Source organism: Paenibacillus sp. LS1, from assembly GCF_026013365.1.
GTDB lineage: Bacteria > Bacillota > Bacilli > Paenibacillales > Paenibacillaceae > Paenibacillus.
The window spans coordinates 88,044-104,818 of record NZ_JAPDOE010000001.1 but is presented as its reverse complement, the minus strand read 5'-3'; the positions used below and the strand labels follow the sequence as shown (position 1 = coordinate 104,818).

Annotated in this window: 15 protein-coding genes; 7 read left to right on the top strand and 8 right to left on the bottom strand. The window is 44.4% G+C overall.

Going from position 1 to position 16,775, the window contains the following annotated elements; genetic code table 11:
• Positions 1–150 precede the first annotated feature (150 nt).
• Both OM416_RS00500 and OM416_RS00495 read right to left on the bottom strand, forming a co-directional pair.
• Entirely contained in the window at positions 151–1,677 is a 1,527-nt protein-coding gene (locus OM416_RS00500) for a response regulator (protein ID WP_264926113.1), read from the bottom strand.
• 16 nt (positions 1,678–1,693) lie between these two features.
• Positions 1,694–3,457, bottom strand: coding sequence for a sensor histidine kinase (locus tag OM416_RS00495; RefSeq protein ID WP_264926111.1), 1,764 nt, complete (start codon positions 3,455–3,457; stop codon positions 1,694–1,696).
• 206 nt (positions 3,458–3,663) lie between these two features.
• Between OM416_RS00495 and OM416_RS00490 the strand changes: the two genes are divergently transcribed.
• The 3 genes from OM416_RS00490 (at position 3,664) to OM416_RS00480 (ending at position 6,750) form a co-directional block, all read left to right on the top strand.
• Positions 3,664–4,977, top strand: coding sequence for an ABC transporter substrate-binding protein (locus OM416_RS00490; RefSeq protein ID WP_264926108.1), 1,314 nt, complete (start codon positions 3,664–3,666; stop codon positions 4,975–4,977).
• A 68-nt stretch (positions 4,978–5,045) separates the two neighbouring features.
• Positions 5,046–5,918, top strand: a complete 873-nt coding sequence (locus OM416_RS00485) for a carbohydrate ABC transporter permease (RefSeq protein ID WP_264926106.1) — start codon at positions 5,046–5,048, stop codon at positions 5,916–5,918.
• 1 nt (position 5,919) lies between these two features.
• The gene (locus tag OM416_RS00480) at positions 5,920–6,750 is read left to right on the top strand and encodes a carbohydrate ABC transporter permease (protein ID WP_017688542.1); all 831 of its coding nucleotides are present in this window, start codon (positions 5,920–5,922) and stop codon (positions 6,748–6,750) included.
• A 117-nt stretch (positions 6,751–6,867) separates the two neighbouring features.
• On the opposite strand, the gene OM416_RS00475 is transcribed toward OM416_RS00480, so the two are convergent.
• Both OM416_RS00475 and helD read right to left on the bottom strand, forming a co-directional pair.
• Positions 6,868–7,572 carry an SDR family oxidoreductase gene (locus tag OM416_RS00475; RefSeq protein ID WP_264926096.1) on the bottom strand — a complete coding sequence of 235 codons (705 nt, stop codon included), beginning with the start codon at positions 7,570–7,572 and terminating at the stop codon, positions 6,868–6,870.
• A 221-nt stretch (positions 7,573–7,793) separates the two neighbouring features.
• Positions 7,794–10,208, bottom strand: a complete 2,415-nt coding sequence (gene helD / locus OM416_RS00470) for an RNA polymerase recycling motor HelD (protein WP_264926094.1) — start codon at positions 10,206–10,208, stop codon at positions 7,794–7,796.
• A 358-nt stretch (positions 10,209–10,566) separates the two neighbouring features.
• On the opposite strand from helD, the gene OM416_RS00465 reads away from it, so the two are divergent.
• From OM416_RS00465 to OM416_RS00455, 3 genes are all read left to right on the top strand, one after another.
• Entirely contained in the window at positions 10,567–10,884 is a 318-nt protein-coding gene (locus tag OM416_RS00465; RefSeq protein WP_091016372.1) for a winged helix-turn-helix transcriptional regulator, read from the top strand.
• 146 nt (positions 10,885–11,030) lie between these two features.
• Entirely contained in the window at positions 11,031–11,909 is an 879-nt protein-coding gene (locus OM416_RS00460) for an SDR family oxidoreductase (protein ID WP_264926091.1), read from the top strand.
• Between the two features lie 229 nt (positions 11,910–12,138).
• Positions 12,139–13,119 carry an aldo/keto reductase gene (locus OM416_RS00455; protein WP_264926089.1) on the top strand — a complete coding sequence of 327 codons (981 nt, stop codon included), beginning with the start codon at positions 12,139–12,141 and terminating at the stop codon, positions 13,117–13,119.
• Between the two features lie 73 nt (positions 13,120–13,192).
• Here OM416_RS00455 and OM416_RS00450 read toward each other — a convergent pair whose 3' ends face one another.
• The 3 genes from OM416_RS00450 to OM416_RS00440 all read right to left on the bottom strand — a co-directional run bounded on the left by OM416_RS00450 (position 13,193) and on the right by OM416_RS00440 (position 15,349).
• Positions 13,193–13,564, bottom strand: coding sequence for an iron chaperone (locus tag OM416_RS00450; protein ID WP_264926087.1), 372 nt, complete (start codon positions 13,562–13,564; stop codon positions 13,193–13,195).
• Positions 13,565–13,656: 92 nt separating this feature from the next.
• Positions 13,657–14,130: an HIT family protein gene (locus OM416_RS00445; RefSeq protein WP_264926086.1), complete on the bottom strand. Its 474-nt coding sequence runs from the start codon at positions 14,128–14,130 to the stop codon at positions 13,657–13,659.
• Between the two features lie 178 nt (positions 14,131–14,308).
• A complete protein-coding gene (locus OM416_RS00440; RefSeq protein WP_264926084.1) occupies positions 14,309–15,349 on the bottom strand; it encodes an NAD(P)-dependent alcohol dehydrogenase in 1,041 nt (346 codons plus the stop codon).
• Positions 15,350–15,541: 192 nt separating this feature from the next.
• Between OM416_RS00440 and OM416_RS00435 the strand changes: the two genes are divergently transcribed.
• The gene (locus OM416_RS00435) at positions 15,542–15,955 is read left to right on the top strand and encodes a MerR family transcriptional regulator (protein ID WP_264926082.1); all 414 of its coding nucleotides are present in this window, start codon (positions 15,542–15,544) and stop codon (positions 15,953–15,955) included.
• A 99-nt stretch (positions 15,956–16,054) separates the two neighbouring features.
• On the opposite strand, the gene OM416_RS00430 is transcribed toward OM416_RS00435, so the two are convergent.
• Complete coding sequence (locus OM416_RS00430) at positions 16,055–16,633, bottom strand: TetR/AcrR family transcriptional regulator (RefSeq protein WP_264926080.1); 579 nt, start codon at positions 16,631–16,633, stop codon at positions 16,055–16,057.
• Positions 16,634–16,775: the final 142 nt, after the last annotated feature.

Here is a 16,775-nt window from a genome sequence, read left to right as displayed (position 1 = left end):
AGAATCAATCAGCAAGTAAACGCAAAAAACCCATGTATACACACACTCAAAGAAACGTTGAGCATGTATATACATAGGTATTGCCTGAATGAATTCAGTAACAAGCCGTATTTGTTTTGTATTATACCATAGATAAAAAGGGTTTGTTAGCTATGATTGGGTCTTACTACCAGACAGCTGTTGTTTATATTCGGTAGGACTTAGCCCCGTATATTCCTTGAACACCTTCGAGAAATAGTGCTGATCACTGAACGACAGCAGATCGGATACTTCCTTGAACTTCATGTCCGGTTGGCATTCCATCAATCTGCAGGCTTCCTGAATGCGAAGCTGGGTGTAATACTGAACAAACGTAATTTGCGTTGCATTCTTGATTACTCTGCTGACATACGACGGGCTAACGTGAAATTTCATGGCAATGTCGTTGATCGACAATGGAGAGTATTTATTCAGTTTTACGTAATCGTCAATCTGCTCGAACAGGATCGCCTTGCTTTTTCGAACGTGGGATTGCAGCATATCGAAGCACTGTCCCGTCCATTCCGTCAGTTCCCGGCAAAAATCAGCGTAGGAATGTGCCTCAGCGAATTGTCTTGCCCGAAGCTCCAGACCCAATCTCATGCCAGACCCTTGTTCCTCGTACAGATGAGCGAACGTGTCTACAATCAATCCGATAAACCGCTCCACCTCGGTGATATGTACATTCTCCTCCGCCCATCGATTCAGCAATTCGGATAGCTTGAGCGTAAATCGTTCTTTCTGACGAGCCTGTATCATCTGTACAAAAGCAGCTTCCAACACCGAATCCAGGCAGCCTGTCTCAGATCTGGCCATCGACACCGGATTCCCGGTATCCAGCGCTAATCCTTGTTTCAACCGTTGCTGCTCAGACACTATGGACGACATGCGGTGATAGTGTTCAGGAAGATTACCAGACTCTGCGAACAGCAGTTGTCCTCCGATTAAGGCATCAATGTCATGCGCCATCAGATGCCGTCGCAACGATTCAAGACATTCATGTACGGAAGAGTACAAGTCAAGTGCACTCTTGTTGACGAAAGCGACAAATTGATACGGGGTTTGACTGGTGTACACACGACAAGATTGGAATCTAAAAAAATCCTGCATTATACTCTCAAGCTCCACCTGTACCCATCGTTCATGTCCTGCGGTGAAGGGCTGTTTGTATATAATCATCATCATCTGGCTGAATAAAGGAGGAAAATGCTCTCCTTGTTTCGGCGCAGTCTCACATTGGGGATGAATGATTTCCTGCAAATCCAGCAGGTCCTTGGACATCTGTTGGTCGAGTTGTTCAATTACCCGACCCATAACCTCTTCCAATGCCTCTCGCTCTACAGGTTTTAGCAAATAGTCAAATACTTTCAAGTTTAATGCTTTTCTTGTATATTCAAAATCGCTATAACCACTAATCAGAATGACCTTCAGCTCTGGGTTGGCAAGTTTGGCTTGCTCTATCAGGGATAAGCCATCCATTTTCGGCATTCGAATATCGGTCAACAGCAGATCAATCGGTTCCTGTTTTAACGCTGCCAAGGCTTCTTCCCCATTCGTTGCCGTAGCTGCTACGCGAATCGGGAAGCTCAGCGTCTCCAAGAGCATTTTAATATTACGTAATATCGGTTTGCTATCCTCAACGATCATAACGTTATACATCGCCTATACCTCCTAGCTAGTAAAAATCCTTCGTCAATGAGCCGATGATCTGAATCGTTGCTCCATGTTCTTCTTCTGTATGATTGTTAAATATATTAATAAAGAGCCGGTTGTTATACATTAGTTTGAGTCGATTGACACTGTTGATAATCCCCATGTTACCAAGGGCTGTGGCACGATCGGCAGTCTGGTTCATTCCGGTCCCCGATGTCTGAATATTGGCTAAAATCTCCTGAATCTTATCCGGTCGAAAGCCTTCCCCGTTATCCTTGATCTCCAATGCCCATAATCCGTTATATTGCTTCACGGTAATCTGGATACGCCAAGGTGGTGCGGTGTTGGCAAAGGCATGTTCTATGCAGTTTTCCACAAAAGGCTGAATGACCAACCGTGGCAACCGGATTTCGTTCGCCAACTCGTCCGCACGGATGTCCCACTCCAGATCCTCTTCGTACTTTTGTTGTACAAGGGACAAATAATGCCTCGTATGTTGAAGCTCCTCAGCCAAGGTCACATGTGCGTATGGTGAAGAGACAATATAACGCAGACTGTCCGAGAGGTGCTTGCACATATCTGATACGACTTTGGTCTTCCCCTCTTGCGCAGCAATACTGATCAGATATAGAACATTATGAATAAAATGAGGAGCGATCTGGGCTTGCAGCGCCGAATTACGCGCCTTTACTTCTTCATGAAGTGCTGATTTTTCACGGTCAATGGATTGCTGTAGCCGCTCCATCAGATCCTGAAAGGCTTCATTCAGCAATAACAGATCATTATTTTTCGGCGTTTCATCCACTTTCAGATTCATATTGCTATAGTTCATACGCCAGATCTGACTGCGGAGCTTGCGGATAGGCAGCAGCAGGTTACGTGTCGACAAGAATATATACACAAATGAAACCAGCATCAGTGCCGTAATCAGCAGAATGGACATCGTCTGAACTGAATGGATAGAGCCCAGTACGGATTTTTTGGGTGTTATGATATACGTGATCCAACCTGTACTGGGTGATGTGGAATGCGTGATATAATTGTCGTCTTTGTCGACATCCAGTCCCTCGTCTGATGCAGGCTTTGTCCAATTGGCAAATGTCACACCTGCTTCCGAGCCTGTCATCTGCTCCCCTTGTTCATTCAAAATATAGACATCTCCTGCTGTTATGCCTTCCGTTAGGTTCTGTATATAGGCCTGTTCCATCTGAATACTTAGGTATCCATACACCTTGCCGTTCTGATCATTAATTGTGCGAACAAAGGAAATGGTATCGGCTTGGCGCAACAGAACAAAACCACTTTCCGTCCAATCCCGTCCGATCTGGCTACTCTTCATCATGGTGTTCAAAATCGCCGGAGGATTGCCCGAACCCAGATATGACGTCAGGAGAACGCCTTGCTTGTCATAAATGGACATGTCCATGATATTCATGCTCGGCCCGATGGCCTGAAACATGATGTCTTTGATGATCCGAATCTGCTTCAGTCTTTCATAATTACTATGAGCTGAGGAGCTCTTGTCCATGGCTGCAAAAATGTCTTTGCTGGACAATATTCGCTGCGACATCTGGTTCTGCTGTTCTACGTAAAGGTCCACCTGCTCTCTTACTTTCGTAGCCGTCACGAGCGTATCCTGCTCCGTTTTCAGTTTGAGCGGACGGACAACGATGACATTTACATACACGATGAAACAGCCCAGTACGAACAAAAGTAGAGCCAGAAACGTCAAAAACACCTTCGTCTGCAAACTGAATTGAGTTGCTTTATGTATGAGCTTCGCCATTCTCAGAGGTGCCCTCCTGTTCCGACATGATGTGAAATCCCTTACATTCATGTCTACTCTATCACGGTACTTCATGAAATGATAGCGATTTCAAGTTCAGAATTTTACACATCAACGTTCAAGCACAGACATGTACCGGGGAGAGAAAAGAATCTATAATCGGACTTGTAAACGGATTCACTACACGTTTTAGAGGGGGATTTGCATTGAAAACAATAAAAAGAAAAAAGGCGATTTCCATTATTCTGGCCAGTTTATTATCCATCTCGTTAACCGCTTGTGGATCAGGAGGTACGGATTCCGGTACAGCTGCTGGCGGGGATAGTAAGGGTGGCAAAGTCACACTGGAGCTGGCGATCTCTAAAAGTTCTCAGGACTCTGCCTTCATCCAGCAAGACATTCTCGATGCATTCGAAAAACAAACGAACATTCGCGTCAATTTGCAGTTGATTCCAGCGGAACAAACGACGACGGTACTGCAAACCAAACTGGCTGTAGATGAAACACCTGACATTATTCAGTACAATCTGGCGAGCGCAGTCACGGACCTGAACCTTGAACGTAACTTCGAGATTCTGGATAACGAGCCTTGGGCGAGCAGAATTGTGAACAAAGACGTCCTCTCTTCTGGTGGACACCTCTACAGTTTCCATGTCAGCCAGGATACCGGAATGCAAGGGGTCGTTTACAACAAACAAATCTTTGAAGAACTCGGGTTGTCGATTCCAACCAACTACGAAGAATTCTTGGCAATTTGTGAAAAAATTAAAGCGAGTGGCATTACGCCTGTATTCATGCCTTACAAAGATGCCTGGGCTGCCAACATCTGGCCTGCTGCAGCTTTTGCCGATTTTGTAGCCAAAAATGATCCCACATTTTTTGATGACTTGAACAGCAACAAGAAAAAATGGTCGGATATTCCGGAATTCAAAACATTCTTGGAACAACAATATGAAGTGTATACCAAGGGGTACACCAACTCGGATGTGCTCAGCGACAGCTATGACATGGCTGTAGGTAAATTCTTGAACAAGGAAGTTGCCATGATGTTTATGGGCGATTGGTTAATCGAAGGTGTGGCCGAGCAAGATCCAAGCATGGAACTGGGCGTATTCCCGATTCCATCGTCGGACAATGCCAGTCTCGGTGCAAGTCCACTCGGCGGACAACTGTTCATACCGAAGAAGTCCAAACACTTGGAAGAAGCCAAACAGTTCTTGGACTACATCGCTTCCAAGGAAGTTGCACAACAGATCGTGGATGCCAAAGCTTACGTATCCAATTTCAGTGACGTTACAACGCCGGAGTTACCGGCCTACAAGCAGGATATTGTTGACAATTATATTACGCCGAAGAAAACCGTGCTAACAACGGATGCATACATGCAGGTTGATCGTAACGAACTGTACCGGTTGTTACAAGATCAATTTGCAGGTGGTTTGTCACCGGAAGAAGTACTTAAATCCTGGGATGAGAAGTTCAGTCAGTTGATGCAGGATAAAGGTGTAGCTGGTTTCTAAAGAGTGAAATATAAGGCAGCATAACATGGACGATCGTTATGCTGCCTAGCTATAACGGAGTGTGAGACATGAAAAGGACTAAAAATTTGTATTCGTATTACATGATATTTCCCGCACTGATTATATACTCCATCTTTTTCGTCGTACCTGCTCTCGCCGCTTTCTATTACTCATTCACGGATTGGCGGCTGGATCGACTGGAGCTGAAGTTCATCGGGTGGGATAATTTCGAGAAAATTTTCTCGGACAAAACGCTCATTCTGGCGCTGAAAAACACTGTGATATTTGCGATTGTTACCGTCGTGGGCAAGAATGTCATCGGCCTATTGCTGGCCGTAGGCCTTAACATGCGATTAAGAACAAAGAACCTGCTGCGCGCGATCTTCTACTCCCCTTCCATACTCAGCATTCTTGTGATCAGCATTCTGTTCACACCCATGTTGCGTACCGAAGGTACGATTAACAATTTGTTGGAGTCAGTCGGGTTACATTCGTTAAGCCAAGCTTGGCTGACCAACCCATCCATTGTCATCTGGACAATTGCCATCGTCTCGATCTGGCAGAGCGCCGGGTTCCAGATGGCCATCTATCTGGCTGGTCTGCAGTCCATTTCTCAAGAATATTACGAAGCAGCCAAGATTGATGGCGCAAGCTCGTGGAGAAGTTTTTTCAAGATCACACTGCCACTCTTGCTGCCCGCGATTAACATTAACCTGATGCTGACATTGATCGGTGGACTTAAAGTATTCTCCGAAGTATATGTCATGACCGGTGGTGGCCCAGGTAACGCTTCCCAGGTCGTGGGTACGATCATTCTGCGATCTTTCGGCGAAGGCAACTGGGGACTCGGAACCGCGGTCAACACACTTCTGTTCGTGGTCGTTACAATAATTGCTATACCGCTATTGATCTTCATGCGGCGTAAGGAGGTTACGGAATAACATGGGCTATACACGCAAACTCGCCATCCGCAACTATATCGTGGAAGGTTTCCTGATTCTAGCCTCCCTTATCGTTCTGTTGCCGCTTGTCATTCTGATCTTTGGTTCATTCAAAACCAGCGCCGAAGTGCTCAGCTTCTCCCTGAGTTTCCCCGAGACATGGCAGTTCTCGAACTATGTTCGTGTCTTCCAAGAAGGTGGTCTGTCGCGAGCGTTCTTCAACAGCATTTTGATTACTGGAGTATCATCCATCATTAATATCGTTGCCTCTTCGGCAGCGGCATTCATTCTGGCACGTCGGGAAACCAAACTATCCGGCACGATCTACATGTATTTCTTCATGGGACTGATTGCGCCGATGTCGATTATTACGACTATACGGGTCGTGCAGGGATTAGGATTCTACGGCAGCATCACCAGCGTTATTCTAATCTATGCCGCATTAAACACGGCTTTCAGTGTATTCTTATATAGTGGATTCATCAAAACCATTCCACGAGCGCTGGACGAAGTAGCATTTCTGGAAGGAGCAAGTGTGTTCGGCGTATTCTTTCGCATCGTCACACCGCTCATCCTGCCCGTTAACGCAACGGTAGCGATCATGGTGTTCATGTCCGTCTGGAATGACATTACGATTCCGGTGTACTTCCTGACCGACAGCTCCACATGGACGATGCCACTATCAATCTACAATTTTTACGGCAAATACAGCCGGGACTGGAACCTGATTTTCGCCAATCTCGTGCTCACTTCACTGCCTGTATTCATCCTCTATCTGTTCGGGCAAAAATATATTGTCAGCGGCCTCACTGCCGGTGCAGTTAAAGGCTAAACCTCATATTCTCGCGGTTCTCAAGGCATAGAATGGGAGTATTCATGACGTACTCAACCCCCACCATATCTGGTGGGGGTTGCTTTATTTATAAAGAGAAAATGCATCTAGACCTCTCTATTTTTGAAACAATTGCGGGTAAAGGGCAGCAACACCACCAGCAAGACCCTGTTGTACATTCCGACTGGTATCATCAGCAATAATCTCGTAGAGATCCGCTTCGATTGAATCTATTGCAATTTTGGCAATATCCGTTGGGCTCGTTTTCGGTGCGTCGATACCTGCCGTCATATCCGTATCCATGAACGCCACGTGCAATCCGGCAACGCTAACCTTCTTAGGGGCTAATTCCAGACGTAATGCATTTGTAATTCCCCACTGAGCGGATTTTGCAGCTGAATATGCACCTGAGTTACCAAGACTGAGCCAGGATAAAGCAGACAGGATATTCAGTATCGAACCTCCTCCATTCTTCTCAATCACCGGTGCAAACGCACGAATCATTGAAAGCGTACCGAATACATGTGTATTGAACTCCAAGTGAATATCGTTCAGCTCACCTGTGAGCAGAGAAGCACCCGTAGCGGAACCAGCATTATTGATTAGAAGGGTTACATCACTAGCTACCTCAGCAGCAGCCATGACAGATTGTGGATCCGTAATATCGAGTTGCAGTGGAATAGCCCCCGGCAGATCAATGGATTCAGGGTTCCGTGCGCCAGCGTAAACTTTGGTTCCCCGCGCAAGCAATTCAAGAGCAAGTTCCTTGCCCAACCCTCGATTAGCCCCACTTACAATAGCAACTTGTTTGGAAATATTCATTTATTATTACTCCCTCTCATTGAGAATGCATTCATTTTCGAGCTGTTATGGGAATGATCATTCTCATAACTCCCAATAACAATCTATCACATTAAGAACGATCAGTAAAGAATAACTTTTATGATTCATGTCTTCATAAAAAGAAGATACCCGATAACCTTTGAAATAAGGCTCCGAGCATCTTTCTTTGGTCCTTCATTGAGAACGGATTTACATATGGATTATGATTTTATGTCATACAGATTCGCAGGTAACGCCTGCACAAAAGGGGACCACTCGCTAGTACTATATAGATGAAGTCGGTGCATAGCTCGTGTGCAGGCCGTATAGAGGAGCTTGCGATCATATTCCTGGCTGTAAACAACGGATGAAGCATCATAGACCAGGACAGCACCGAACTCAACGCCTTTGGCGAGATACACAGGAATAACCATGATTCCTTTTTCGAAAATCTGTGTGTCCTTTGTTATGAGCTGCAACCCTTCGCCGCCTTGACTTTGCAACCTTTCATAGGCGTCACGGCTTTCAGCCGCGGTCTTTGTAATCACAGCGATGGAATCGAACCCCTCCGCCTTAAGCGCGGCGATGTCTGCAAGAATCTGCGCACCACGTAGCTTATCGTCCTTCAGTCTTGTTAAAAGAGGCTTCTGATCTCCCCTTTCAAACGGTCTGATCTCTTCTCCCCCTGGCAACATGCATTTCGTAAATTCAACAATTTCTCTGGTTGAACGATAACTGCGTACCAGGCGTATTAATGTAGTTTCGGCTTCTCCGTAAAGGTGAACCAGTGGCGAGTTGGATGCTGCCAAATCCGTAGCCTGCATAAAGATCGCTTGCCCGAAATCCCCCAGCACGGTCATGCGGGCACGAGGAAACAGTTTCTTGAGATATTCGTATTGAAACGCCGAATAATCCTGGCCTTCATCCACGAAGACATAACGAATCTCCGTATTCGTCCGGACGCCTTCGATCATCTCTTTTACATATAAATAAGGAGTAGCGTCCTCATGGAACAGCTTGTTCTGAAGGATCATTGCCTTGGTCTGTTTACAAATCTCAGGCCAATGCTGCGGGGGGATTGCCCCGTTCGTCTGTTCCCTGTATGTGGCTTCATCCGCAAAGAGTTGTTCATAGATGCCTTTTACATCCACGAACTGGAATTTCCGTATACTCTTCCTTAACGGTTTAAACATGCCTTTCACCAGTTTCTGACGAAGCAGCTCCTCTTCCCGCACTGCAAAGTTAAAGGCACCCTCATCTTGCACTGCCTTGTTATTTCCGTTCTCGCGGGCTGCATATTTTTCCGCTACATCGAACACAGGCTTTTCTTTGTGCAGCATGCGGAAAGCTTCCACGTACTCATCCGTGTCCAGATAGTTCAACTCCTCCTGAACCCAGTCCGCTTCCCGCTCCAATCGTTCCAACGTCACAAGTTCTCTAAGCAACCATTCCTGCAAAAGAAGAATACGGTTGGACAAGGTAAGATTTTGATCCAAACTATAAAACTGGGCCTTAATTCGGTCCGCAGTGATGAATTCACGTCCCCGAAATTGAATGCCGTTGAACCGCATGCCCTCCCGCCCCAGCCACGTGCCGTAGTTTTGGAGCACTTGCAGGAATGTCTCGGAAGCTTTGTACTTGATCGCCTCGAGACGAGCTTCATAACCTGGATCTTCTTGGGCTGTCAGCACATATTCAATCTGATCAAAGGCATCCTCTGGTCGTAAGGAGGAATCCAACCAATAGTTCAGATATTCCTGAAAAGTCGTCTGCTGCATGTTCTCTTCCCCAAGTTCCGGGAGTACAGTCGAGATATAACTCGTAAACATCGGATTCGGCGAGAAAAGTACAATCTGATCTGCTTTGACAGTCTGGCGATGTTTATAAAGTAAGTAGGCGACTCGCTGTAACGCAGCTGATGTCTTGCCACTGCCAGCTGCCCCCTGAACGATAAGCATTCGGCTTCGGTCATCACGTATAATCGCATTTTGTTCCTTCTGGATGGTTGCTACAATGCTCTTCATTTGTGAGTCTGCACCCTTGGCGAGCACTTGCTGCAACAATTCGTCACCAATCGTTTCGTTTGCATCAAACATGCTAAGAAGCTGCCCATGTTGAATCTGGAATTGGCGTTTAAGCTCCATCTTGCCCTCGATTCGTCCTGAAGGTGTGTCATAGCCTGCTGGCCCGGGAGAGTGATCATAGTATAAACTCGCAATTGGCGTTCTCCAGTCATAGATTAGAAAGTTCAACCCATCCTCATCCATGAAAGATGATACGCCAATGTAGATCTGTTCAGTAAAAGTCATGCCTTTTTCCTTATAGTCGAAACGACCAAAATACGGTGTTGGAAGCAGTCTCTTAGTATTTTTCCATTGCTGAGTTAACAGTTTGTGCCCGCGCTCCCTCTCGGCCAACACTCTCGATTGCTGATTAATGGTATAGAATGCATCTTCAAAATCCGTGTACGAACCCGTATTAATCGTCACTTCTTCCCAGAACCGTTTACGAATTTCGGCAGCCTGTTCATGTAGTCCGGCAACCTTCGGTTCCAGCTCGTCGAGTCGTGCCTGAAGTTTGTTCCTCACCTGCACTAGTCTTTCCTCTTCCAACTTCCATTCCACTGTTTTATCCATGAATGAGTCCACTCCCTTTTCCATTTATTAGGACCAAAAAAAGAGCATTGACAAATCGGAATGTCGGATGTAAAATTAAATTAGGAGAAATAATGATTCAATCTTTATATTTAATCGAAATGTCAATTGCGCTATAGATTATATCATGGCTTTTTTTCACGTTCAATGCTTTTTTTCTTCTCTGTCTGAATTGAACAATAAATTATATTGAATAAGATGTCCCTTGAGCTACACTTGGGGCATCTTTTTTTATGTCCTGGGCATGGTTTGCGCTGTAAGCTATACACCCCTTTATAAATTCGATAAAATGAACGAAACATGAAACATGAGTTGATGCTTTTGGGAGGGATACATAAATATGAATATAGAACCTGTGGAGGACCGTTGTCCGGTTGAATTTGCAGTCAATATGATTGGTGGGAAATGGAAGTTATTAATTATAAATCGGCTCATCCTCCATTCAACAATTCGATTCAATGAATTACAGAAAATGCTGGACCCCATTACGCATCGCACGTTAACCAGGCAATTACGAGAACTTGAAGAAGCTGGTTTAATAAACCGTGTTACCCACCCTGTAGTTCCGCCTAAAGTCGAATATTCCCTGACAGAAAAAGGACAAAGCCTGACTTCGATCTTGTTTCAGCTAGGTGATTGGGGATCGAAACATATGTAAAACGCCTTCCCATAGTATCTCAAGGGATACTTTATATCATTAATGTGCGTACTTACGCTCCTATTCTAAATCCGTTAAGCTGAGGTCAATGCTGAGTATTAACTCATCCATTCCAATGACATATTGAAAGGAAGTTATTGACCACTATGACACAGAATGATCGATTTTTAGTATATGGAGCATCGGGCTCCCAAGGCGGCGCTGTCGCTCAATTACTCGTTCAACACGGTTGTGAGGTGCGCACGATTACTCGAAATGAGGCAACAGCCAAAACACTAAAGGAACAAAACATTGAAGCTTTCATCGGGGATCTATCAGATGTGGAACAGCTCCATACGGCGCATGAAGGTGTAAGTAAAGTATTCCTGAACCTGCCGGTGGAGTTCAAACCAGAAAAGATCAGACAATATACCAAAAATGCAATTGATGCTGCTATACAGGCAAACGTTAAATTGATTGTAGTTAACACGGGTACCTATGTTCCTGACCCTATCACCCATTCCAAAGGAATTGAATTGAAACGTGAAGTTATCCATGAATTGCAGCAAAGTGGTCTTCCATATATCATTGTGGAACCCATTGTATACTTGGAAAACTTCCTGATTCCGGGAATACTGAACAATGGCGTTTTGGCCTACCCAGTACCAGCAGACAAGCCGATCTCCTGGATTAGCTTAAACGATGCAGCTCAATTCCACTATTATGCCTTGACTCATTCGGAACTGGCAGGAAGCATTATCCCAGCACCCGGATTAGAAGCCCTGACAGGTGAACAATTAGCGGAACAATTCAGTGCTGTATTAGGTGAAAAGATCAGCTTCATGTCTCTACCTTTTGATCATTTTGAAGCAGCGATTCAGCCTTTGTTGGGAAGTGAGACAGCAGCAGGTCTTAAAGGATTGTACCAATGGATCGATGGGCATACCGATCTTCTTCCCCGGTATGAAGAGTTGGAGGATAACATCAAAGCCAATCTTAAATTAACCAAGATAAGTGATTGGATTCATCAAACAATGATTAAATAATATTTAATGAACAAGCCATTTGAATCTCCGACGGAGAAACGAATGGCTTGTTTTTTATATGAGAACCTCAACCGATTCAAATGATTAAAATTCAGAGATTCTGATAGGAATAGGCAAAACTTTGATAGAAATGTGGTACAGGTTGGTTCATTCGATATGACATAATAATGTATAAATAGATCACCATACAGGTGGCAATAATAAACATTAGAAAGGATTTGAATATGATATGGAATATACAAAACTTGGTAACACAGGCTTGGACGTATCTCGATTTTGCCTGGGATGTATGGGATTTGGGGACGCCAGTAAATGGGTTCATGAATGGGTACTAAATGAAGAAAATTCTCGCCCTGTGATCAAAAAAGCCCTGGATCTAGGCATTAATTTCTTCGATACAGCCAATATATATTCTCTGGGTACAAGTGAGGAGTATCTTGGTCGGGCGTTGAAAGATTACGCAAATCGGGATGAGGTTGTCATTGCAACCAAAGTACACGGACGAATGCATCAAGGACCAAACGGTTCTGGCCTTTCCAGAAAAGCCATCCTAAGTGAGATCGATAAAAGCCTGAAGCGACTGGAAACGGATTATGTCGATCTGTATATCATTCATCGTTGGGACTACAATACGCCTATTGAAGAAACCATGGAAGCCTTACATGATGTGGTGAAGTCCGGTAAAGTGAGATATATTGGCGCTTCGGCCATGTTTGCATGGCAGTTCCAAAAAGCATTGCATGTAGCAGAGAAAAATGGTTGGACCAAGTTTGTCTCCATGCAAAATCACTTGAACCTCATCTACCGTGAAGAGGAACGAGAAATGCTGCCTTTATGCAAAGAAGAAAAGATTGGTGTGACTCCCTACAGTCCTCTTGCTTCGGGCAGGTTGACCCGTGATTGGTCCGTATCGACACTGCGATCTGAGACAGACCAAATACAGAAATCCAAATACAATGCGACAAGCGATGCGGATCGACTTGTTGTTGAGCGAGTTGCATCCATCGCAGAAAAATACGGTGTCCCTCGTACACACATTGCTCTTGCCTGGTTACTGCAAAAAGACACTGTAGCGTCTCCCATTATCGGTGCCACCAAATTATCGCATCTGGAAGATGCGGTAGGTGCTCTTTCCGTTAAGTTGACCTCAGAAGACGTAACATTCCTTGAAGAGCCTTATGTACCTCACCCCGTAGTAGGTGCTCAATAATCGCTTGTGCTTAAAATATAGAAGACCTCCTCTTTCCGTATCCGGAAGTTGGGGTCTTCTTTTTTACTGCGATTTATTTACGCCAAAATGTTGAACATTCTGCCTTATCCGCTATATTGAACTCAATCATTCTCTCAAGTAACGAAAAATCAATCTCCTGTTTCCACTTCATCCGCACCAACTCTTTGGTGTGATCATAACCAGCCTGCGTGATCTCTTCCGAAAAACGAATAATTCCTGCCTTCTCGGGAGCGACAGCCAAGTGTTGCTTGGATACACTAAAGCCAATAATAAAGGTCTCATGGTCGGTAAACATCGGTTGATTCCAGGCTATTTTTTGCTTTAAATTCGGGAATTTTTCAGTGATCCAGTTCAAAACTTCTTCCGTTCGTGCCTGGTGTTCCGGATTATCGATGCGTGCTATAAATTCTGCAAAGGTCTCCATTGTTTCCCCCTATAACAAGAAATCTACTACATATTTTGTCCAATTCAATCTTATTCTATCATGAATATCAAATTCATAAACCCTACCTGCCCTTAAATGTTATCCTTTATCCAAGAGCGCAACTTATCCGCATAGAGAGCACGTTCATCTGGATCGGACTGCGAACCATTGGTCAGATAAAGTTGATCATTCACGTATCTCGGGTAAACATGGAGATGATAATGCCATACATCCTGATTACCAGCAGGCTCATTATGTTGCCGCGTCGAAATCCCATCACATCCATATGTACTTTTCATTGCAAATGCTGTAAGCTGAGCCGCGCGATGAATTTCAACAGCGTACTCCGCGGGGAGTTCAAAGATGTTCTCGAAATGTTGATTAGGAATTATAAGAACATGTCCTTTATTGTTTGGCCACCATTTGCCCGCTATAAATGCCGTTACCTTTTCATTCTGGTATATGATATCTCTTTGTTTTGTTCCCTCATCAGGTCGCTCGATACCCCAAATACGACAAAATGGACATTCGTACCCTTCGGGCTGATGTGAAAATGATACTGTCATCTTTTTCACTCCACTCTTTCATATTTTTCCAACTAGTTATTAGACGCAAGTATCTTCTGTTCGTTGCGTTAAGAACGCGGGTTATAGAACGGCCCTTTAATTAACAAACAGAAAAGCAGCTGACCTTATCGGCAGCTGCTTTCTTCTATCTATAACTATCAATAATCACACTTCACAATTAAATTGTGCTGTTATCGATAACAAAGCGATATTTCACGTCGGAAGCCAATACACGTTTGTAAGCTTCGTCAATCTGGTCAGCGGAGATGACCTCAATATTAGGCGCAATATCATGTTCTGCACAGAAATCGAGCATTTCCTGCGTCTCACGGATGCCACCAATCATGGATCCTGCGAATGAACGGCGATGGCCGATAAGAGAAAATACGTTAACAGCTAGAGGCTCTGCAGGAGCACCCACGTTCACGAGTGTACCATCCAGTGTGAGCAGTGAGAAATAAGCGTTAATGTCAATATTCGCACTTACTGTGTTAATCATCAGATCAAAGGTGCCTGCAAGTTTCTCGAATGTTTCCGGTTCACTTGTGGCAAAGTAGTGATCTGCACCAAATTGCAGTCCATCTTCTTTTTTGCTCAAGGATTGGGAGAGAACCGTTACTTCCGCGCCCATCGCATGTGCAATTTTGACAGCCATATGACCTAGACCACCCATACCTACAACGGCAACCTTCTTACCTGGGCCAGCTCCCCAGTGATGAAGTGGTGAATATGTCGTAATACCGGCACACAGCAAAGGTGCAGCAGCATCAAGTGCAATGTTATCAGGGATGCGAACGACGAAATCCTCTACGACAACAATGTGAGTTGAATATCCACCTTGCGTAGGCTCACCGTATTTGTCTACGCCAGCGTAAGTTTGAATATTTCCTTTGAGACAGTATTGCTCTTCACCTTTGCGACAGTTAACACATTCACCACAAGAGTCAACCATACAACCGACTCCTACTCGGTCACCGACTTTGTATTTGGAGACTCCTGTTCCTACATCGGTTATAATGCCGGCAATCTCGTGTCCAGGAACGAGTGGATAATTCACAGGACCCCATTCACCGTGGGCAGTGTGGATGTCAGAATGGCAGATACCCGCATATTTAATCTCGATCAATACATCATTGGTATCCAGATCACGTCGTTTAATTTCAGCACTTCTGAATTGTTGGTCTGGTCCGTCAACGGCTCTGGCTTTAGCTATAATCAATGGGATGACCTCCTAGTAATTTAAAGTTCAAAATAATCTTACCCCCTCTAGTTAACTCTAGGTCAAATGTTTATCTTATTTTTTTATCTTCGCTGCACTTTGACATGCAGTTATACAGCATGGTAGAATTCACTCGGATCAATCCTAGAGTTAACTCGAAGTCTACCCCATGTAGAAAGGAATTCATTCTAAATGACCTATTCAATCGGTGAAGTTGCCAAAAAATTAGACCTTACGGTATATACTTTGCGTTATTACGATAAGGAAGGACTCATGCCTTTTGTGGAACGTACCACGAGCGGAACACGCTTGTTCAAAGACTCCGACATTGATTTTCTAAAGATCATTCAATGCCTGAAACTAACGGGAATGCCTATTAGAGACATTAAGGACTTCATTGAATGGTGCTCTGAAGGGGACTCCACGCTGAAGCAAAGATATGACATGTTTACGGAGCGAAAAGCGATTGTGGAAGCACAAATGGAGGAATTAAGAAGAACCATGGAAGTCATTGAGCACAAATGCTCCTACTACGAAACGGCTTTGGAAGCTGGAACCGAAGAGATTCACAAAATTAAACCGATAGAAAATGCCATCACCAATTGATGGCTTATGCTTTTTCTTCTAAAAAATTGGCGCACAAAAAAGCAGCTTGAAGTCCATTGACGGATTTCAAGCTGCTTTTTTGTGGTACGTCTCTGCTCATCATTTCTCCAAAAGTTTTATCGATACATCGATAATCCGGTTTAATTTTTCTTTATCCATTGAAGTTCTTCCCATTGCTCTTATGCCGACGGAAATATTGTGCAGGTACTCAGCCATTTCCTTCGCATCATGGTCTGAAGCGAATTCTCCATCACGCTGTCCCCATTGAATAATCTGCTCGAACATCCGCTCTGTGTCGTTAAAGGATTCAAGAGATCGGGTATCTACATCCGAATCACGTGTGCCCAGCTCTACCGCCGAGTTTACGATCAGGCAACCCGATGGTGTATCCTCTGCTTCACTGATCATAACATCGAAAATTTTATGCAGTGCTTCCACTGCCGTCTTGGACGCTTTAATTTCTGAAAGTAATGTCGTGCTGATCTTCCCTTTATAGCGATCCATAGCCTGCAAAAACAGCGTATGTTTATCGTCGAACGTATCATATATACTTCTGCGATGAATGCCCATATGCTCAACCAGGTCACTCATCGACGTCTTCTCGTAACCTTGTTCCCAGAAGATCTTCATTGCTTTATCCAATACTTCGTTCACTTCAAACTCTTTACTTCTAGCCATTCGACTTCCCTCCCAAAATCAATCTAACACATTGGGAACGATCAGTAAATAAAATGTACAGAGATACCTCTTTTCATTCTTATCTGATCATGTATTAGCTAATCCGTAAGTGTATAACTTGTGTACTTGTTGTATATCATGA